Source organism: Streptomyces deserti (assembly GCF_054782695.1).
In genome coordinates this window covers 131,439-150,913 of record NZ_BAAGRZ010000007.1, presented here as the reverse complement: position 1 = coordinate 150,913, position 19,475 = coordinate 131,439, and the positions used below count along the sequence as shown (strand labels likewise).

The following is a 19,475-nucleotide window of genomic DNA, read 5'->3' as shown; positions in this document are numbered from 1 at the left end:
CCCGCCTCGGCCCCGCACGCGCCTTCCACCGTCAGCCGGCGTACTTCTCCACGTACTGCCGCGCCGCCTTCAGCGACTCCGGATGCAACGCCGCCCCCGCCGCGAGCAGCCGCGGCAGCAGCGTCCGGTCGGTCGTCACCGCCCGGAACTGCAGGGCGACCGTCACGTCGTGGTCCGGCCGGTGCACGATCTCCATCGGGTCGCCCGCCCGTATCTCACCGGGCTCGATCACCCGCCGATACGCACCCGGCGCCCCCCGCTCCGTGAACCGCTTCACCCACCCCTTCTCACCCAGATGATCCTGGAACGTGCGGCAGGGAATCCGCCCGCAGGTGACCTCCAGCACCACCTCGGACCCGATGCGCCAGCGCTCGCCGATCAGCGCGCCGGACACGTCGAGGCCCTCCGTCGTGAGGTTCTCGCCGAAGGCGCCGCTGGCCAGTGGCCGCCCCAGCTCGCGTTCCCACTCGTCGAGGTCCTCGCGTGCCATCGCGTACACCGCCTGGTCGTCGCCGCCGTGGTGCTGCTTCTTGCACACCGCGTCCCCGGCCAGCCCGCTTCCGCCGATGCCCTTGGGGCCGGGTGCCGCCACGCGCACCGGCTCGGCCACCGGCCGCTTGTCGATGCCGGTCAGGCCCTCCGGATCGTCCGCGTACGGAACGGCCTTAGCACGGCCCCAGATTCACAGACAGAAGCTTCATGGCTGGCACGGTAGAAGACAGCCCCCCCAAAGCGTCGACGCGTTATTCACTGCCGTGCCAAAGGCTCGCTTATCCTCTCGCTTATCCTCTGAGGGTGATCGAAGCCCGTCATCTCCGTGTACTGCGCGCCGTGGCCACCACCGGCTCCTTCTCGGCGGCGGGGCGCGAACTCGGCTGCACCCAGCCCGCCGTCAGTCAGCAGATGAAGGCCCTGGAGGCGTCCGTCGGCACCCCGCTGCTGATCCGCAGCGGACGCGAGATGCGCCTGACGCAGGCCGGTGAGGCGCTGGTGCGGCACGCCGCCGGCATCCTCGCCGGACTGACCGCCGCCGAGGAGGAGGTCGCCGCCATCGCGGGGCTGCGCGCGGGGCGGGTACGGCTCGTCTCCTTCCCCAGCGGCAGTTCCACGCTCGTCCCCACGGCCCTCGCCGCCCTGCGCGACGCGCACCCCGGCACCCGGGTCTTTCTGGAGGAGGCCGAACCGCCCAGGTCAGTCGAGTTGCTGCGGGAGGGCGACTGCGATGTGGCGCTCGCCTTTGGGTACGAGGGAGCGGCGGGTGCCCAGGAGTGGGACGAACTCGTCGTACGGCCACTGCTGATGGACCGGCTCGTCGCGCTCGTGCCCGAACGCCACCGTCTCGCGCACGCGGAGTCCCTCGCCATCGGCGAGCTCGCGCGGGAGCCGTGGATCGCGGGCTGCCCGCGCTGCCGCGGCCAGTTGGTGGAGGTGTGCGAGGCGGCCGGTTTCACTCCGCGCATCGACTTCGCGACCGACGACTACCCGGCGGTGGTCGGCCTGGTCGGCGCCGGCCTCGGGGTGGCCGTCCTGCCCCAGCTGGCCGTCGAGTCCGTGCGGCCCCGGGGCGTACGCACCGTGACGCTGGAGCCGGCGGTGCGGCGGGAGATCGTCGCGCTCACGCTTCCCGACCTCGCTCAGGTGCCGGCCGTGGCGGCGACACTGGAGCAGTTGGCGCGGGCGGCTGCCCGCTAGCGGAGAAATCCCCCGGTGAAAAAACAAGGGCACGCGTACGCGTGCCCCTAGTGCAGAAACGTTCCTTCAAGTGTTCGATGCGGCGTGCCCACTGTGTGTCGACGCCGACACCAGCCGGTTGCGCGCCCGCCCCATAAGCTCTTCGCGCTCGTCCTCGGTCAGCCCGCCCCACACGCCGTACGGCTCGCGAACCGCCAGTGCGTGGGCAGCGCACTCGGCGCGCACCGGGCACCTCATGCAGACCTCTTTGGCCGAGTTCTCGCGAGCACTCCGAGCCGCACCGCGCTCGCCCTCCGGGTGGAAGAAGAGCGAGCTGTCCACCCCGCGACAGGCAGCCAGCAGCTGCCAGTCCCACAGGTCCGCGTTCGGTCCGGGAAGGCGGGAGAAATCTGCCATTGCGTGACCCCTTGTAGCCGTTCTGGGCGGATCCGGTGTCCACGACCGTACAACTACGATCTAAGGAGATGAAAATATGACTCATTGCGAATCTAGCCGCAGACACCAGCGAAGGGGAAGAAAAGGGTCTAAATGGGGCATAGGTTGTGATGAAAGTTCGAGGGTCTGTTGAGCATGTCTGCACCGTCACCGCCCCCTCACGTAGAGTGCCGAAAATGGCAGACAGCCCCGTAACTCTTTCGAGTGACCGTCGTTGAGAGTGCGAGGCGGTTGAAGGAACAAGCGCTCGGGCGGGCGTCCGAGACGGTCGACCGCACAGGTGACGATTTCGTACCAGCCTGGAGGCTCAAGGTGACGCGCATCAGCTGCGGAGGGCGGCCATGACTTCCGTCCTCGTCTGCGACGACTCCCCGCTTGCCCGAGAGGCGCTCCGCCGCGCGGTCGCGACCGTGCCCGGCGTCGAGCGCGTGACGACGGCTGCCAACGGCGAGGAAGTCCTCCGCCGCTGGGGCGCCGACCGCTCGGACCTGATTCTGATGGACGTGCGCATGCCCGGCCTGGGCGGCGTCGAGACCGTCCGGCGACTGCTGTCCGCCGACCCCGGCGCGCGCATCATCATGCTCACGGTCGCCGAGGATCTCGACGGCGTGGCACTCGCGGTGGCCGCCGGTGCCCGCGGCTATCTGCACAAGGACGCCTCCCGCGCGGAACTGCGCGCGACGGTGACCCAGGCCCTGGCCGACCCGACCTGGCGGCTCGCCCCGCGCCGGCTGCGCTCGGCCGAGATGGGCGCCGCGCCCACGCTCACCGCGCGTGAGATCCAGGTCCTGGAGGGCATGAGCCACGGCCGCTCGAACGCCGAGATCGGCCGCGAGCTGTTCCTCTCCGAGGACACCGTCAAGACGCACGCCCGTCGGCTGTTCAAGAAGCTCGGCGCGTCGGACCGGGCCCACGCCGTGGCGCTCGGGTTTCGGTGGGGCCTGGTGCGCTGACGCTCCGCCGGTGACGCGGGGCAAAGCTGCGGGGAGTCCGTGGGCTGCGGGCGGTCCGTGGCTGGTTGCGCCCACGCGGCGGAGCCGCATGCCGATACGGACCGCGCCCCTGGTGGGGCGCGGTCGGGAACGGTCGGCACAGCAGCCCGTCCGGTGCCCGCTGCTCGTTTCGCCGCGGATGCCGCATCCTTGAGATGTGGAGTCTCTCGGGGACGAGTCGGTCGAGCGGAAGGGGAGGGCGCAGGGGATGAGTTCCGGCGCACCTGCTCATAACGCTTCGGTGCACAACAACGGACGCGGTGCCACGGACCGGACGGCCGCAAGGCACCATGGACCGATGCGCGACGACGAGGCGGTCCCTGTGGAAGGGACGATCGGTGCGCTTGTCCATCGCGCCGTCGACGGGGACGAGCAGGCCACGCACGACCTGCTCGCCCATGTCCACCCGCTGGCGCTGCGCTACTGCCGCACCCGCCTGTCCCGGCTCCCGGGCGACGCCCGGCACTTCGTCGAGGACCTCGCCCAGGAGGTCTGCGTGGCCGTGCTCCTCGCGCTGCCCCGCTACAAGGACACCGGGCGCCCCTTCGAGGCGTTCGTCTTCGCCATCGCCGCGCACAAGGTCGCCGACCTGCAGCGTGCGGCGATGCGCCACCCCGGCTCGACGGCCGTCCCCTCCGACGAGATGCCCGAGCGTCCGGACGACTCCCTCGGCCCGGAGGAGCGCGCCCTGCTGAGCAGCGACGCCGAGTGGGCCAAGAAACTGCTGGCCAACCTGCCCGAGAGCCAGCGGGAGCTTTTGCTGCTGCGTATCGCGGTGGGCCTCACGGCCGAGGAGACGGGCCGGATGTTGGGAATGTCACCCGGAGCGGTCCGGGTGGCCCAGCACCGGGCGCTGAGCAGGCTGCGGGCGCTGGCCGAGCAGTAGAAGACCTCGTCCCCGGCCCTGAAATGAACAGGTGGCTCGGCGCTTCCGTACGAACGCACGAAGCCCGGAGTCACTCCGCACCGTGGAATGAGCGACCCATGCTTCCCGTTAGCATGGACATCCGCACCGATCAAGGCCATTTGGGGAAGGTGTCATGACTGCCAACGTCGACGGAGTGCCCGAGAAATTCGCGACACTCGGGCTGACCTACGACGACGTGCTGCTGCTGCCGGGCCCGTCGGACATGGCACCCGACGAGATCGACACCGCCTCGTACGTCTCCAAGAACGTGCGGGTGAACATCCCGCTGCTGTCCGCCGCCATGGACAAGGTCACCGAGTCGCGCATGGCGATCGCGATGGCCCGCCAGGGCGGCGTCGGCGTACTGCACCGCAACCTGTCCATCGAGGACCAGGCCAACCAGGTCGACCTGGTGAAGCGGTCCGAGTCCGGCATGGTCACCGACCCCATCACGATCCACCCCGACGCCACGCTCGCCGAGGCGGACGCGCTGTGCGGCAAGTTCCGCATCAGCGGCGTCCCCGTCACGGACGGCGCCGGCAAGCTGCTCGGCATCGTCACCAACCGGGACATGGCCTTCGAGACCGACCGCACGCGTCAGGTGCGCGAGGTCATGACGCCGATGCCGCTCGTCACCGGCAAGGTCGGCATCTCCGGCCCGGAAGCCATGGAGCTGCTGCGCCGCCACAAGATCGAGAAGCTTCCGCTGGTCGACGACAACGGCGTCCTCAAGGGCCTGATCACGGTCAAGGACTTCGTGAAGGCCGAGAAGTACCCCCTCGCCGCCAAGGACGCCGAGGGGCGTCTGCTGGTCGGTGCCGCGGTCGGTGTCGCCGGTGACGCCTTCGAGCGCGCCCAGGCCCTGATCGAGGCGGGCGCCGACTTCATCGTCGTCGACACCGCGCACGGCCACTCCCGGCTGGTCGGCGAGATGGTCGCCAAGATCAAGTCGAACTCGTCCGGTGTCGACGTCATCGGCGGCAACGTCGCCACGCGCGAGGGCGCCCAGGCCCTCGTCGACGCGGGCGCCGACGGCATCAAGGTCGGTGTCGGTCCGGGCTCCATCTGCACCACGCGCGTGGTCGCCGGTGTCGGCGTCCCGCAGGTCACGGCGATCTACGAGGCGGCCCTCGCCGCCAAGGCGGCCGGCGTCCCGGTGATCGGCGACGGCGGTCTGCAGTACTCCGGCGACATCGCCAAGGCCCTCGTCGCGGGCGCCGACACGGTGATGCTGGGCTCGCTGCTCGCGGGCTGCGAGGAGTCGCCGGGCGAGCTGATGTTCATCAACGGCAAGCAGTTCAAGTCGTACCGCGGCATGGGGTCGCTCGGCGCCATGCAGTCCCGCGGTGACCGCAGGTCGTTCTCCAAGGACCGCTACTTCCAGGAGGGCGTCGCCTCCGACGAGCAGCTGGTCCCCGAGGGCATCGAGGGCCAGGTGCCCTACCGCGGCCCGCTCTCCTCGGTCGTCCACCAGCTGGTCGGCGGCCTGCGCCAGTCGATGTTCTACGTCGGCGGCAGGACCGTGCCCGAGCTCCAGGACCGGGGCCGGTTCGTCCGGATCACCTCGGCGGGCCTGAAGGAGAGCCACCCGCACGACATCCAGATGACGGTCGAGGCACCGAACTACAGCGCCAAGCGGTGACGCACGCGCGCGTAGGACACGTTTAGCGCTCCAGGGCGGCCCCCGGATCCTCCGGGGCCGCCCTCGTCGTACGTCCGGCGCCGCCGGTGTCGCGCCCGTCGGGGATACTGGAAGGCGCTGAAACGCATCAGGGAAAGGCCACACATCGTGACTGAGATCGAGATCGGGCGCGGCAAGCGCGGCCGCCGGGCGTACGCCTTCGACGACATCGCCGTCGTCCCCAGCCGCCGTACCCGGGACCCGAAGGAGGTCTCGATCGCCTGGCAGATCGACGCCTACCGCTTCGAGCTGCCGTTCCTGGCCGCCCCCATGGACTCGGTCGTCTCCCCGGCCACCGCGATCCGCATCGGCGAGCTCGGCGGCCTGGGCGTGCTGAACCTCGAGGGCCTGTGGACGCGGTACGAGGACCCGCAGCCGCTGCTCGACGAGATCGTCGACCTGCCCGCCGAGACGGCGACCCGGCGCCTGCAGGAGATCTACGCCGCTCCCATCAAGGAGGAGCTGATCGGCGCGCGCATCAAGGAGGTGCGCGACGCGGGCGTGGTCACCGCCGCCGCGCTCTCCCCGCAGCGCACCGCCCAGTTCTCCAAGGCCGTCGTCGACGCGGGCGTGGACATCTTCGTCATCCGCGGTACGACGGTGTCGGCGGAGCACGTCTCGCACTCGCACGAGCCGCTGAACCTGAAGCAGTTCATCTACGAGCTCGACGTCCCGGTGATCGTCGGAGGCTGCGCCACGTACACCGCGGCCCTGCACCTGATGCGCACGGGTGCGGCCGGGGTGCTGGTCGGCTTCGGCGGCGGCGCCGCGCACACCACGCGCAACGTGCTCGGCATCCAGGTGCCCATGGCGACGGCGGTCGCCGACGTGGCGGCGGCCCGCCGGGACTACATGGACGAGTCCGGCGGCCGGTACGTGCACGTGATCGCGGACGGCGGCGTCGGCTGGTCCGGCGACCTGCCCAAGGCGATCGCCTGCGGCGCCGACGCCGTGATGATGGGCTCCCCGCTCGCGCGCGCGACCGACGGCCCGGGTAAGGGCAACCACTGGGGCATGGAGGCCGTCAACGAGGAGCTGCCGCGCGGCAAGAAGGTCGACCTCGGCACGGTCGGCACCATCGAGGAGATCCTCACCGGCCCGTCCCACACCCCCGACGGCTCGATGAACTTCTTCGGCGCCCTGCGGCGTGCGATGGCCACGACCGGCTACAGCGAGCTGAAGGAGTTCCAGCGGGTTGAGGTGACGGTGGCGGACTCGCAGCATCGGCGGTAGTCCTACGGCAGGCAGAGGGCCGGTCATCCGGGTGGGGTGACCGGCCCTCTTGCGTGCCCAGGGCGATTTGGGCGGGACGCGTTGTGGGGGAGGGGCGTGTGGTTGCTTGGGGCAAATGTGGGCTGAACGGGCGTAGTGAGGCGCTAGTGTCCGTGATCGGCGACCCGGTTCTCCGGGGCGCCCCCTTCCAAGGACACGGTCCGGACCCCGGCCGTCGGGGCCCGGCCCGAACTCCGACGTGCTGCCTACCGGGCCAATGGGTGGCGTCGCGGAAGGGGGCGCGCCCATGGGCCGTCACGCAAGCCCACCCGCTGGGATCGGATCCGGCTTTGGCTGGTGAAGTGCCGGAGGAGGTGGATCTTGCGGATCTACGGTCGGTGAGCGGCCACCCCTACAAAACTAGGGGTGGACACTCCGCTCAGCGGCTAGGAGCCTGCCGCAGTGCCCGCTGGGTGGGCTCCACCTATTTCGGGATGGTGAGCGGCCGCCCCCATAGAGACTAGGGGCGGACACCCGTAAACCGGCTCTTACGGTACCGGCGCCGAGTACCCCACGCCACCAGCCCCGAAGGTCCGCACCCCACGCGCCCCCCTTCACAACCGGTGCGCGGCCCCCGTGGGCGTCGCTCCTCGCGTGTCCAGCAGCAGCTGCGCCTTCACCGACAGGCCCTGCAGGTCGTACGTGCGGTGCTGCTGGAGCAGGATCGTCAGATCGGCGTCCGCGGCGGCCTCGTAGAGGGAGTCCGCGCGCGGGACCGGGCGGTCCAGGACGCTCCAGGAGGGGACGTGCGGGTCGTGGTAGCTGACGGAGGCGCCGAGCTCCATCAGCCGGATCGCGATCTCCTGGGCGGGTGTGCCCTGCTGGTCGGCGAGGTCCGGCTTGTAGGTGACGCCGAGCAGCAGCACGCGCGCGCCGCGTGCCGATTTGCCGTGCTCGTTGAGGAGGGCCGCGGCGCGCTGGACGACGTACCGGGGCATCCGGCTGTTGACCTGCTGGGCCAGTTCCACCATGCGCAGGGTGCGGCCCGTGTGGGCGGTCAGGTCCTGGGGGAGGGAGTGGCCGCCGACGCCGGGGCCGGGGCGGAAGGCCTGGAAGCCGAACGGCTTGGTCTCCGCGCAGCGGATGACGTCCCACAGGTCGACGCCCAGGTCGTGGCAGAGGACGGCCATCTCGTTGACGAGCGCGATGTTCACATGCCGGTAGTTGGTCTCCAGCAGCTGCACCGTCTCGGCCTCGCGCGGGCCACGCGCGCGTACCACCTTGTCGGTGAGCCGTCCGTAGAAGGCGGCGGCCGACTCGGTACAGGCGGGGGTGAGGCCGCCGATGACCTTCGGGGTGTTGGCGGGGGTGAAGTCGCGGTTGCCGGGGTCGACGCGGCTGGGGGAGTAGGCCAGGTGGAAATCGCGGCCGGCCCGCAGGCCTGAGCCGTCTTCGAGGATGGAGCGGAGGACTTCCTCCGTCGTGCCCGGGTACACGGGCGACTCCAGGATCACCGTCGTGTGCGGGCGCAGGTGTCCGGCCAGGGTCCGGGCGGCGGCCTCCACCTGGCCGAGGTCGAGTCCGCCGTCCGCGCCCCGCGGGGTCGGCGCGCAGATGACGGCGGTCCGTACCCGGCCGAGCTCGGCCGGGTCGGTGGCCTGCCGGAAGCCCCCCGAGAGCATCCGGCGCAGTTCGGCGGGGCTGAGGGAACCGGGCTCAGGGCCTGTCTTGTAGCCCAGCGTGGGGATGCCGGCGGCGACGGCGGCCTGGGCCAGGGGCAGGCCGTACGGGCCGAGTCCGATGACGGCGAGGTCTGCGGGCATGGCGTGGGCCGTCCTTCCCGATAGCCGAAGTGGGACAGGTGCGCAAGCCCGGTGGACAGGACGAGCGAACGCAATGTCAGACTAGGAGTAAATATGACCGTTATGCGGGATTGGTCGTCTGAGTTTCGGGTGTTTCGGCGAGTGTTTTCGTGAGCGTTGTCCACAGGCCGGGAGCCCGTGGTGGCTGAAGTCGGGCAACACGGTCAGAATTTGGGCATGGGGGATACGAACCGGGCTTCGCCCGACGGGTGCGGCCTACGCGACCGATGAGCGGGAGGCAGCGGTGAGGACAGCGACACTGGGGCCGGCGCAGCGCGCCGAGTCACTCGCATCGATGGCCGAGCGGGAGCTGGACGTGCTGGTGGTGGGCGCAGGCGTGGTCGGTGCGGGCACCGCGCTGGACGCCGCGACACGGGGCCTGTCCACGGGCCTGGTCGAGGCGCGTGACTGGGCGTCGGGCACCTCCAGCCGGTCCAGCAAGCTGATCCACGGCGGCCTGCGCTATCTGGAGATGCTCGACTTCGCACTCGTACGGGAGGCGCTGAAGGAACGCGGCCTGCTGCTGGAGCGGCTCGCTCCGCACCTGGTGAAGCCGGTGCCGTTCCTGTATCCCTTGCAGCACAAGGGCTGGGAGCGCCTGTACGCCGGCTCGGGCGTCGCCCTGTACGACGCCATGTCGATGGCCCGCGGACATGGTCGCGGCCTGCCCATGCATCGCCACCTGACCCGCCGACGCGCCCTGCGCGTGGCTCCCTGCCTGAAGAGGGACGCCCTGGTCGGAGCGTTGCAGTACTACGACGCCCAGATGGACGACGCCCGGTTCGTGGCGACGCTCGTGCGTACGGCGGTGGCGTACGGCGCGAAGGCCGCCAACCGCGCGCGGGTGACCGGTTTCCTGCGGGAGGGCGAGCGTGTCGTCGGCGCCCGGGTGCAGGACGTCGAGGGGGGCGGCGAGTACGAGATCCGGGCCAAGCAGGTCGTCAACGCGACGGGCGTGTGGACGGACGACACGCAGGCGATGGTGGGCGAGCGGGGCCAGTTCCACGTCCGCGCCTCCAAGGGCATCCACCTGGTCGTCCCCAAGGACCGCATCCACTCCACGACCGGCCTGATCCTGCGCACCGAGAAGTCCGTGCTGTTCGTCATACCCTGGGGCCGGCACTGGATCATCGGCACCACGGACACCGACTGGGACCTCGACAAGGCGCACCCGGCCGCGTCCAGCGCGGACATCGACTACCTGCTGGACCATGTGAACTCGGTGCTCGCCGTGCCGCTGACCAGGGACGACGTCGAGGGCGTGTACGCGGGACTGAGGCCCCTGCTCGCCGGCGAGTCGGACGCCACCAGCAAGCTGTCGCGCGAGCACACCGTGGCGCACCCGGTGCCCGGGCTCGTCGTCGTGGCGGGCGGCAAGTACACGACATACCGGGTGATGGCCAAGGACGCGGTCGACGAGGCGGTGCACGGACTCGACATGCGCGTCGCCGACTGCGTCACCGAGGACACTCCGCTGCTGGGCGCCGAGGGGTACCGGGCGCTGTGGAACGCGCGAGCGCGGATCGCCGCGCGGACCGGCCTGCACGTGGTGCGGGTGGAGCACCTGCTGAACCGGTACGGCTCGCTGGCGGAGGAGCTTCTGCAGCTCATCGCCTCGGACTCCTCGCTGGGTGAGCCCCTGCAGGCCGCCGACGACTATCTGCGCGCCGAGATCGTGTACGCCGCCTCGCACGAGGGGGCGCGGCACCTGGACGACGTGCTGACCCGGCGCACCCGCATCTCGATCGAGACGTTCGACCGGGGCACGCGCAGCGCCCGCGAGGCCGCCGAGCTGATGGCACCGGTGCTCGGCTGGGACAAGGACCAGATCGAGCGCGAGGTCGAGCACTACGAGAAGCGGGTGGAGGCCGAGCGGGAGTCCCAGCGCCAGCCCGACGATCTGACAGCCGACGCGGCGAGGCTGGGCGCGCCGGACATCGTGCCGTTGTAGGTCCGCGAGCGCATCGTGCTGCTGTAGGTCCGCGAGCGCATCGTGCCGCTGGAGGCCCACGAACGGCGAGACCCGCTCAACGTCACCCGAACGGGTGTACCGGACCGGGATCTTCGTTCGGAACCCGGGCGTTCTACGAGGTGCGAGGGCAGAACTCGGCCGCGAGCATCGCGGGTTCGAGGCCGGGATCCGCGATCGCGTCCGTGTTCACCCGGAAGGTGAGGACACGCCGACCGCCGACCGTGGCTGCGGCGCGCACGTAGCTGCCGGAGATGTGTCCGTTGTGCCCCCACACCGTGGTGCCGCACGGCAGTTTCTCGGGAAACAGGCCCATGCCGTACGCGCCGCGTGCGGCACGGGTGTCGAGCATCTCGCGCAGCCAGCGCGGGGGCAGCAACTCGCCGCCGAGCAGGGCCGCGTAGAAGCGGTCCAGGTCGGCGAGGGTGGTCACCATCTCGCCCGCGGCCCCGGCCACCCGCGGGTCGAGATCGGTGACGTCGGTTCCGTCGGCGGCGTAGGCGCGGCCGTGCGGGGAGGGCAGAGAAGCGCGGGATCCAGGGAAGGAGGTGCCGGTCAGGCCCAGGGGAGCGATGATGCGGCGCTCGGCCTCGGTGGCGTACGAGTGGCCGGTGACCTGGTCGACGACCAGGCCGAGCAGAACGTAGTTGGTGTTCGAGTAGGAGAAGCGGCCGCGGTCGGCCGGGGGATGGGTGAGTGCGATGCGTACGGCCTGAAGGGGTGTCACGGGGACGGTGCCGTCGGTGTCCGCGGTGAAGTCGTACAGGCCGCTGGTGTGGGTGAGCAGGGAACGCAGGGTGAGCGCGCGGCCGTCGTTGCCCGATCCCCGCACCAGACCCGGCAGATGCCGCTCCACGGTGTCGGACAGCGACAGCCGGTGCTCGGCGGCCAGTTGCAGCACGACCGTCGCGATGAACGTCTTGGTGATGCTGCCGGCGCGGAAGTGGTCGGACCGGCTGATTCCCGGTCCCGCGTGGGCATAGCGGGTGCCGGTTCCCTCCTGGGCCAGCAGCGCCGCGGCCGGCGCGCCGCCCCGGGTGACCAGCAGCGGCAGGATCGTGTCCGTGGGAGGGGCCGCCGACGCCGACGAGGCGGTCGGGGCCAGGCCGAGCAGGGCCAGGGACAAAGACAGGACCAGGGACACAGACAGGACCAGTAGTGTCCGAAGCGGCGGCATCTGGCTCCTCCCGTGTCGCGGCCCATCATGCAGGGCGGCGGAACGCGCGCTTCACCCGGTCCCCGGGTGTACGGGCCCGCCGGTTCGGCCAGGGGCACCCTGGGCGTCGGGCACTTGTCGGGTGAGAGACAATGGAGGCTCTGTCAGGGCGGGTTGTATGAGGGGACGCATGTCGGAGGCGGAGCGGGCGGGGACATCTCGTCAGGAGACTCGTCAGGACAACCGGGAGCGTCTCCTCGCGGGGAGGTACCGGCTGGGAGACGTGCTCGGCCGAGGCGGCATGGGTACGGTGTGGCGTGCCGAGGACGAGACCCTGGGCAGGACGGTCGCCGTCAAGGAGCTGCGGTTCCCGTCGAACATCGACGAGGAGGAGAAGCGGCGGCTGATCACACGGACGCTGCGCGAGGCCAAGGCGATCGCGCGGATCCGCAACAACAGCGCCGTGACGGTGTTCGACGTGGTCCAGGAGGACGACCGGCCCTGGATCGTGATGGAGCTCGTCGAGGGCAAGTCGCTCGCCGAGGTCATCCGGGAGGACGGCCTGCTGGAGCCGAAGCGCGCGGCGGAGGTCGGCCTGGCGATCCTCGACGTGCTGCGGTCCGCGCACCGCGAGGGCATCCTGCACCGGGACGTGAAGCCGTCGAACGTGCTGATCGCCGAGGACGGCCGGGTCGTGCTCACCGACTTCGGCATCGCCCAGGTCGAGGGCGACCCGTCCATCACCTCGACCGGCATGCTGGTCGGCGCGCCCTCCTACATCTCCCCGGAGCGGGCGCGCGGGCACAAGCCGGGGCCGGCGGCCGACCTGTGGTCGCTCGGCGGGCTGCTGTACGCGGCGGTGGAGGGTGTGCCGCCGTACGACAAGGGGTCCGCCATAGCGACGCTCACGGCGGTGATGACCGAGCCGCTGGAGGAGCCGAAGAACGCGGGACCGCTGAAGGACGTCATCTACGGGCTGCTGACCAAGGATCCCGCCAAGCGGCTCGACGACGCCGGTGCGCGGGCGATGCTCAACGCGGTCATCCACGCGCCCGAGCCCAGGGCGGACGAGCCTGAGCCGCTGGACGCGACGAAGGTCGTGCCGTTGCCGGCGCAGCCGGGCGAGCGGGCGGACAAAGGTGGTTCGCCGGGCGCCGGGAGCAAGCGCGGTGAGGAGGCGGCCGAGCGGTTGCGCGGGGCGCTGCGTACCGTGCGGAAGGCCGCCGTCGGGTCGGGGGCGGCCGGATCGGCGGCCGAGACCCGGGGCAAGTCCGGGAGTGGTACGGCGGCTTCGGGCCCGGGCGCGACCGGCGGTGCGGCGGCCGAGCCCCGGGTGGCGGGTGCGCCCGCGTCGTCGACACCGTCGTCGGGTTCGGGCGGGGCCGCGAGGAGTGGTGCGCAGGCGGGCAACGGGGCGTCGGGCGGGCGGAGTTCGGGATGGCCCGTCATGACGCCGCCGGACCTGCCGCCGCGGCCGGTGCCCCGGGCGCCGCTCACCGACGTGGTGCCGCGGCGGACGCTGATCGTCATCGCCGTCGTGGTGGTGCTCGCCGTGATCGGCACGGTCCTCGCCTTCGCGCTCGGCGACGACGAGGGCTCGAACGGAGCCAGCGGCGCCAAGGGCGGCGGCAAGACCGTGGCCAGCGCCTCGGCCAGTGCCGACACCAAAGAGGACGAGAACGGCGGTACCCGGCCGGACGGTTCGGCGAGCAAGTCCGCCGAGTCGGGGGCGACATCGGGGACCACGCCGACGGCCGACACGGGCCAGAGCGCCGGTGCCGGTGCGGGAGCGGACGGTTCCGGGGGCGGCACCGCGGCGGAGTCGACGCACCAGGGGAGCCAGGGCTACTCGATCGGGCTGCCCAAGGGGTGGAAGTACCGGTCGTCGGACGCCGCGGGCGACCGGTTCACCGGGCCCGACGGGCAGAAGCTGCTCATCGCCTGGACGTCCACGCCGAAGGGCGACCCGGTGGCGGACTGGGAGAACCAGGAGCGGGGCATGCGGCGCGCGCAGTACCAGAAGATCCGCATAGAAGCGGTGGACTACCGCGGCTGGAACACGGCCGACTGGGAGTTCACCTACGTGGAGAGCGGGACCAAGTACCGGACGATCGACCGCGGGTTCGTCGTCAACGACCAACTCGGGTACGCGCTGATGTACACGGCCAAAGCGGCCGATTGGGGAAGTGACCTGCGCAAGGAGACATGGCGGACGCTGACGAAGACCTTCGAACCGAAGTCCTGAGCATGAGCGGTCCCGGGTTTGGGGAGTGAGATCTGGCGTCCCCTCTCTGCGGGTTGCCTCCGGCACGTATCGTGAGTGCTTGCGGACCGTACGCAGCTGGAACGGGACGCAGGGCGAACGGAATTGACCGACCGGGCTGCCGGGGGAGGCAACGTGGACGACTATGCGGGTCGGGTACTCGCCGACCGCTACCGCCTGCCGCTGCCGCCGTCAGACGAGTACGAACTCACCGAGACCCGGGCCTTCGACACCTACAGCGGGCAGGAAGTCCTGGTCAGGCAGGTGCCGTTGCCGGAGGTCGTCGAGGCGGAGGTGCTCGACGCGGAGGGGCTGCCCGACGGTTTCACGGCGCGGGACGGCGGTGCGCGGCGTGCCGGCGGGCGCGCGGGTGCGCGCGCGGGTGCCCGGCGGCCCACCGATCCGGTCGTACGGCGCGCCGTCGAGGCCGCGCAGGCCGCGGCCCGTATTCCCGACCATCCGCGGCTCGACCAGGTCTTCGACGTGTTCGCCGAGGGTGGTTCCCTGTGGATCGTCAGTGAGTTGGTGGCCGCACGGCCACTGGCGGCGCTGCTCGCCGAGAAGCCGCTGACGCCGTACCGGGCGGCCGAGGTCGCCTCCGACGTCCTCATGGCACTGCGGGTACTGCACGCCCATGGCTGGGTGCACCGCAACATCACCGCGCGCACGGTGCTCGTCTGCGACGACGGCCGCGTGATGCTGACCGGCCTGGCGGTCGGGGCGGCGGAGGAGGCGCTGTGCGGGTACGACCCGGTGCCGGACCCGGAGGAGCAGGGGCACGGGCCGGAGGACGGGGGCGCCGGCGGGTTCGGTGAGCCGCGGGGGGCGATCGGGGCGGGGGGTTCCGGGAGTTCCGGCGGTTTTGGCGGCGCGGGTGGTTCTGAAGGCCCGGGCGGTTTCGGCGGAGCTCGTGGTGCAGGTTTCGGTGGGGCCGGTGGCTCGCGCGGCGGCGCCGCGTTCGGGCGGCCTGGCCCGGCCGGTGGCACCGGTGGTGGCGTTGGCGGGGCCGCGGGCCCGGGCGGGGTCGCCGATCCCGAGGCCGCGCGGCGGGCCGCCATCGAGGCGCGTGCGGCCGGAGGGCTGCCGGGGGGCGGAGCGGACACGGCCAACGGGTCGTCGGCCGCCCTGGCCCGCCGGGCCATGGACGCCAGTGGGGACATCCGGGCCGCGCGTGCCGGGGCGATCGCGGCGTACCGGGCGGGGGCCCGGGCCGCTGCCCGGGTCCAGGAGGCGCAGCAGAACGGGCGGGCGGCACTGCCCGGCGCTCGGCCCGCCCCCGACAGCGGCGGCTCCACGCACCACGGCAACGGCGCGGCGCAGCCGCCGTACGTCCCCGGGCAGGGCACGGCGCCCGGTACCGCCTCTCCCGGCCAGATCGCCGACCCCTACGGCGTGGGCGGCGCCGCCTGGCACGGAGCCGCCCCCCGCCCCGGAACCGGCGGTGCGCCGCCGGCCGGCGGCAACGGGCCCGGCGGACCGGACCGTACGGCGCTTCCGCCCGCCGACTGCGGCACCGAGACCCCGCCCGGCGGGACGGTGCCCGGCGCCCTGCCCGGCTCGGGCGCCACGCCCACCGTCGGCATGCCCGGCTCCGGCACCGCATCAGGCCCGGGCACGACCCCCACCCACGCAGGCGCACCTCCCACCCACGAAGGCGCACCCCGCACCCACGAAGGCGCGTCCCCCACCCACGCAGGCGCACCTCCCACCCACGAAGGCGCGTCCCGCACCCACGAAGTCACACCTGCCACCCGCTGGGACGACCTGGTCGCCCACACCCCGGTCCGCCGCGGTCCGACCACCGCGCTGGCCGCCGAGCGGGCGCGGCAGGCGCGGATGGCGGTGGTGGGGCCCGTGACCGAGCGGTGGGCACCTGAGCAGGCCGGGCCCGTGCACGAGAACTGGCAGTTGGCCGCGCCGATCGGGCCGGCGACCGACCTGTGGGCGCTCGGCGCGCTGCTCTTCCGCGCCGTACAGGGGCATGCGCCGTACCCGGAGGAGTCGACGGCCGAGCTGGTGCAGATGGTGTGCGCGGAGCCGCCCGCCTTCGCCGAGGAGTGCGGGCCGCTCAGGCCGGTCGTGGAGTCGCTGCTGCGTCAGGACCCCACCGAGCGCCTCGACTACGAGGAGCTGCGTGGCTGGCTGCGGTCGCTGGTGCGCTCGGCGCCCGAGCCGGAGGCCGGGGTGCACGTCGTCGCCGCACCGCCCGTGGATGCGAGCCGGCTGCCGGTCGTACGCCGCCGGGGCGAGCTGGTGCGCAGGCGGCGCGCCGGGCTGCCCGCGCACCACGGTCGGCACAAACGGGCCAGGCAGGAGAGCCGTTCGCCGCGTCGCCTCGGCCGGAACATGCTTCTGCTGGTCCTGCTCGCCATGGCCGCGGCGATCGCGTACGCCGTGCTCTTCATGCCGAAGGCCGACAGCGACACCGGCGGCGCGGGCGCCCCGGAGCGGACCGGTGCCGCGGGTGAGGTGAGCCAGGCGCCCGGGCCGGACGCCAGCAGCGAGCCCCGGACCGACCAGACTTCCCCGAAGCCGGGGAACAACGCGGACAGCCCCGAGGAGTCGGCCGGTTCCGCCGAGACGCAGACCACGGGCCCCGAGATCGCCGACGGCTTCACCCTGCGCAAGGACTCCGAGGGCTTCCAGATCGCGGTCGCCGAGGGCTGGCAGCGCACGCCCCAGAACGGCAGCGGCCAGGTCGTCTACTCCAAGGGCGACTTCGAGCTCATCGTCGTACCGGGCCGGGACAGTGCGGAGGAGTACGGCAGCGACCCCATGACGTACCAGCGGGAGAAGGAGCGCGAGCTGCAGCCGTACCGCGACTCCAGCTGGGCCACCTCCTCCGGGTTGAAGACGATCGAGGTGGGCGGGCGGTCCATGGCCGAGGGCCAGTTCACCTGGACCGGCGACGACGGGGGCGAGCTGTACGTGCGCAACCTCGCGATCCTGATCGACGGGCGCTACCACGTGGTGCAGGTCCGTGGCCCGGAGGCCGAACGCGACCAGGTGACACGCCTGTACGAGCAGGCGGCGGCGACGTATCGAGCGACGGACTGATCACGCCCGTACGGACCGATCACGCCCGTACGGACTGATCGCGCCCGCAGAGCGGACCGTCACGCCCGCAGAGCGGATTGATCACGCTTGTGGAGCGGACCGATCATGACGCGTGAATCGGCAACTCCGCACGCGGGGCCGTACGTCGGCGTTCACCTCCTGGTTCCCCCGAGCCCCGGATAGCGACAACCGTCACAGTGCGGTCTCCTTGGCACCCCGCGTGTTCCCTGGACGCGGGCGGGTCCTTACTCTGACCCTGTCAAGACCATTGCGGGGCAACGTGAATCAGATGCAGGGCCTGCTCGTCGCGGGCCGCTACCGGCTCGCCGACCCCATCGGCAGCGGTGGCATGGGCCGCGTGTGGCGTGCGCATGACGAGGTGCTGCACCGGACCGTCGCGATCAAGGAGCTGACCGCCGCGCTCTACGTGTCGGAGAGCGAGCAGGCCGTCCTGCTGGCGCGCACCCGGGCGGAGGCGCGCGCGGCGGCGCGGATCAACCACTCCGCCGTCGTCACCGTGCACGACGTACTCGAGCACGACGGCCGGCCGTGGATCGTGATGGAGCTCGTCGAGGGCCGCTCGCTGGCCGACGCCGTCAAGGAGCAGCAGCGCGTGGAGCCACGGGAGGCGGCGCGCATCGGCCTGTGGGTGCTGCGCGCGCTGCGTGCCGCGCACACCGCCGGCGTCCTGCACCGCGACGTCAAGCCCGGCAACGTCCTCCTGGGCCGTGACGGCCGGGTCCTGCTCACCGACTTCGGCATCGCGCAGATCGAGGGCGACACGACCATCACGCGCACGGGAGAGGTCGTCGGCTCGGTCGACTACCTCGCGCCCGAGCGCGTCCGCGGCCACGACCCAGGCCCCGCCGCCGACCTGTGGGCGCTCGGCGCGACGCTGTACACGGCGGTGGAGGGCAGGTCGCCGTTCCGCCGCACCACACCGCTGACCACCATGCAGGCGGTGGTTGAGGAGGAGGCCGACGAGCCGCGCCACGCCGGCCCGCTCGCGCCCGTCATCACCGCGCTGCTGCGCAAGGCTCCGGCCAGTCGGCCGGGCGCGGCCGAGGCCGAGCAGATGCTCGCCGAGGCGGCGGAGGGGCGACGGCCCAGCACGGCGCAGGCGTACGTGCCCACGCAGTACGGAGGCGCCCACCGGGCCGTTCACTCCGGCTCTGCCCACGCCGGGCCGGGGACGGCCGCCACCACGCCGACGCCGTACTCGCCGATGACCGGTACTCCGGCGGCCGGCACGATGACCGGCACCCCGTCAGCCGGCACATCGGTGACCGGCACCCCGATGGCCGGCGCCGCGGCGACCGGTCGGACGGCGGCGGGGCAGGCACACCCTTCGGCCACCGGTCCGACGGCGATGGGGCAGGCGCACCCTTCCGGGACCGATCCGACGAGGTCGCGGCACGGGCAGCACTCGCTCACCGACCCGCCGAAGCGGCGGCGTCTGCGATCGCTCGCCCTCGTCGTCGTTCTCGCCGCGCTCATCGGCGGGGGCACCGCCGTCGCGCTGCAGGAGTGGGGCGAGGGCAGGCAGCGGGACAACGGCGCCTCCGCCGCGCCGGAGCCCACGCAGACGCAGGGGGCGGAGGGGCCCGCTCCGGCCGGCTGGGTCCGCTACGACGACCCCGCGGGTTTCAGCCTCTACCTGCCCAAGGGCTGGAAACGGAAGGTCCACGGCGGCGTGGGCGGCCTCCAGCAGGTCGACTACACGCCCGACGGCGGCCGGCACTTCGTCCGGATCGCCGTCGACGCCTCACCCGACTTCGCCGACCCGTACGCCCACCAACTCGACCTGGAGCAGCAGCTTCAGCGGCTGGTCGACTACAAGCGGGTGACGCTGAAGCGGAACATCTACCGCGACCGCGGCGGCGCCCGCTGGGAGTACACGTGGATCGCGCAGGCGAAGGACACGCCCTTCCCCGGTCCGCGCCGCGCGGTCGAGGAGACGTACATCGCCCGCGACGGCACCGAGTACGCGATCTACATGTCGTCGCCCGCGAAGGACTGGCCGCAGACGCGCAAGCAGTTCACGTCGGTTCTGCAGGGCTGGCTGGAGAAGACGCCCTGACGGGCGGGCCCTTCCGCCGAGGGCCCCGGTCCGCCCTGACGGGACGGCGGTCAGCCCTGATGGGACGGCGGTCAGCCTGACGGGACGGCCCTGACGGCGAGCCGTTGGTTTCGGCCACCCGCCCGCCGGCGCCCCGGAGCCGATCCGTCCGGTGCGGCATGATGGCCGT

At 72.1% G+C, this 19,475-nt stretch carries 12 protein-coding genes and 1 pseudogene; 9 read left to right on the top strand and 4 right to left on the bottom strand.

Going from position 1 to position 19,475, the window contains the following annotated elements; all coding sequences use genetic code 11:
- Positions 1 to 31: 31 nt before the first annotated feature.
- A pseudogene (locus tag ACYVMZ_RS15475) lies at positions 32 to 701 on the bottom strand (MOSC domain-containing protein).
- Positions 702 to 795: 94 nt separating this feature from the next.
- Here ACYVMZ_RS15475 and ACYVMZ_RS15470 point away from each other — a divergent pair.
- Positions 796 to 1,692 carry a LysR family transcriptional regulator gene (locus ACYVMZ_RS15470; protein ID WP_461079815.1) on the top strand — a complete coding sequence of 299 codons (897 nt, stop codon included), beginning with the start codon at positions 796 to 798 and terminating at the stop codon, positions 1,690 to 1,692.
- A gap of 66 nt (positions 1,693 to 1,758) precedes the next feature.
- Here ACYVMZ_RS15470 and ACYVMZ_RS15465 read toward each other — a convergent pair whose 3' ends face one another.
- The gene (locus tag ACYVMZ_RS15465; protein WP_461079813.1) at positions 1,759 to 2,088 is read right to left on the bottom strand and encodes a WhiB family transcriptional regulator; all 330 of its coding nucleotides are present in this window, start codon (positions 2,086 to 2,088) and stop codon (positions 1,759 to 1,761) included.
- Between the two features lie 380 nt (positions 2,089 to 2,468).
- Here ACYVMZ_RS15465 and ACYVMZ_RS15460 point away from each other — a divergent pair, with 380 nt between their 5' ends.
- The 4 genes from ACYVMZ_RS15460 (at position 2,469) to ACYVMZ_RS15445 (ending at position 6,940) form a co-directional block, all read left to right on the top strand.
- The gene (locus ACYVMZ_RS15460) at positions 2,469 to 3,080 is read left to right on the top strand and encodes a response regulator transcription factor (RefSeq protein WP_003948568.1); all 612 of its coding nucleotides are present in this window, start codon (positions 2,469 to 2,471) and stop codon (positions 3,078 to 3,080) included.
- A gap of 337 nt (positions 3,081 to 3,417) precedes the next feature.
- A complete protein-coding gene (locus tag ACYVMZ_RS15455; protein WP_461079811.1) occupies positions 3,418 to 4,005 on the top strand; it encodes a sigma-70 family RNA polymerase sigma factor in 588 nt (195 codons plus the stop codon).
- A gap of 154 nt (positions 4,006 to 4,159) precedes the next feature.
- On the top strand, positions 4,160 to 5,668 hold the full coding sequence (guaB, locus tag ACYVMZ_RS15450) for an IMP dehydrogenase (RefSeq protein ID WP_461079809.1): 1,509 nt from the start codon (positions 4,160 to 4,162) through the stop codon (positions 5,666 to 5,668).
- A gap of 147 nt (positions 5,669 to 5,815) precedes the next feature.
- On the top strand, positions 5,816 to 6,940 hold the full coding sequence (locus tag ACYVMZ_RS15445) for a GuaB3 family IMP dehydrogenase-related protein (RefSeq protein ID WP_461079807.1): 1,125 nt from the start codon (positions 5,816 to 5,818) through the stop codon (positions 6,938 to 6,940).
- Positions 6,941 to 7,533: 593 nt separating this feature from the next.
- Here the strand turns inward: ACYVMZ_RS15445 and ACYVMZ_RS15440 are convergent.
- On the bottom strand, positions 7,534 to 8,742 hold the full coding sequence (locus ACYVMZ_RS15440) for a nucleotide sugar dehydrogenase (RefSeq protein ID WP_461079805.1): 1,209 nt from the start codon (positions 8,740 to 8,742) through the stop codon (positions 7,534 to 7,536).
- Positions 8,743 to 9,025: 283 nt separating this feature from the next.
- Between ACYVMZ_RS15440 and ACYVMZ_RS15435 the strand changes: the two genes are divergently transcribed.
- Entirely contained in the window at positions 9,026 to 10,732 is a 1,707-nt protein-coding gene (locus tag ACYVMZ_RS15435) for a glycerol-3-phosphate dehydrogenase/oxidase (RefSeq protein WP_461079803.1), read from the top strand.
- Between the two features lie 133 nt (positions 10,733 to 10,865).
- Here the strand turns inward: ACYVMZ_RS15435 and ACYVMZ_RS15430 are convergent, their stop codons facing one another.
- Entirely contained in the window at positions 10,866 to 11,927 is a 1,062-nt protein-coding gene (locus ACYVMZ_RS15430; protein WP_461079801.1) for a serine hydrolase domain-containing protein, read from the bottom strand.
- A gap of 169 nt (positions 11,928 to 12,096) precedes the next feature.
- On the opposite strand from ACYVMZ_RS15430, the gene ACYVMZ_RS15425 reads away from it, so the two are divergent.
- From ACYVMZ_RS15425 to ACYVMZ_RS15415, 3 genes are all read left to right on the top strand, one after another.
- Positions 12,097 to 14,151, top strand: a complete 2,055-nt coding sequence (locus ACYVMZ_RS15425) for a serine/threonine-protein kinase (protein WP_461079799.1) — start codon at positions 12,097 to 12,099, stop codon at positions 14,149 to 14,151.
- A gap of 153 nt (positions 14,152 to 14,304) precedes the next feature.
- Positions 14,305 to 17,226 carry a protein kinase gene (locus ACYVMZ_RS15420; RefSeq protein ID WP_461079797.1) on the top strand — a complete coding sequence of 974 codons (2,922 nt, stop codon included), beginning with the start codon at positions 14,305 to 14,307 and terminating at the stop codon, positions 17,224 to 17,226.
- Positions 17,227 to 17,515: 289 nt separating this feature from the next.
- Positions 17,516 to 19,306 carry a serine/threonine-protein kinase gene (locus ACYVMZ_RS15415; protein WP_461079795.1) on the top strand — a complete coding sequence of 597 codons (1,791 nt, stop codon included), beginning with the start codon at positions 17,516 to 17,518 and terminating at the stop codon, positions 19,304 to 19,306.
- The last annotated feature ends 169 nt before the right edge of the window (positions 19,307 to 19,475 follow it).

Coding starts and splice junctions, on each gene's coding strand:
- ACYVMZ_RS15465 (WP_461079813.1), bottom strand. CDS start 2,088: ATGGCAGATTTCTCCCGCCTTCCCGGACCGAACGCGGACCTGTGGGAC.
- ACYVMZ_RS15460 (WP_003948568.1), top strand. CDS start 2,469: ATGACTTCCGTCCTCGTCTGCGACGACTCCCCGCTTGCCCGAGAGGCG.
- ACYVMZ_RS15455 (WP_461079811.1), top strand. CDS start 3,418: ATGCGCGACGACGAGGCGGTCCCTGTGGAAGGGACGATCGGTGCGCTT.
- guaB (WP_461079809.1), top strand. CDS start 4,160: ATGACTGCCAACGTCGACGGAGTGCCCGAGAAATTCGCGACACTCGGG.
- ACYVMZ_RS15440 (WP_461079805.1), bottom strand. CDS start 8,742: ATGCCCGCAGACCTCGCCGTCATCGGACTCGGCCCGTACGGCCTGCCC.
- ACYVMZ_RS15430 (WP_461079801.1), bottom strand. CDS start 11,927: ATGCCGCCGCTTCGGACACTACTGGTCCTGTCTGTGTCCCTGGTCCTG.
- ACYVMZ_RS15425 (WP_461079799.1), top strand. CDS start 12,097: ATGTCGGAGGCGGAGCGGGCGGGGACATCTCGTCAGGAGACTCGTCAG.
- ACYVMZ_RS15415 (WP_461079795.1), top strand. CDS start 17,516: ATGCAGGGCCTGCTCGTCGCGGGCCGCTACCGGCTCGCCGACCCCATC.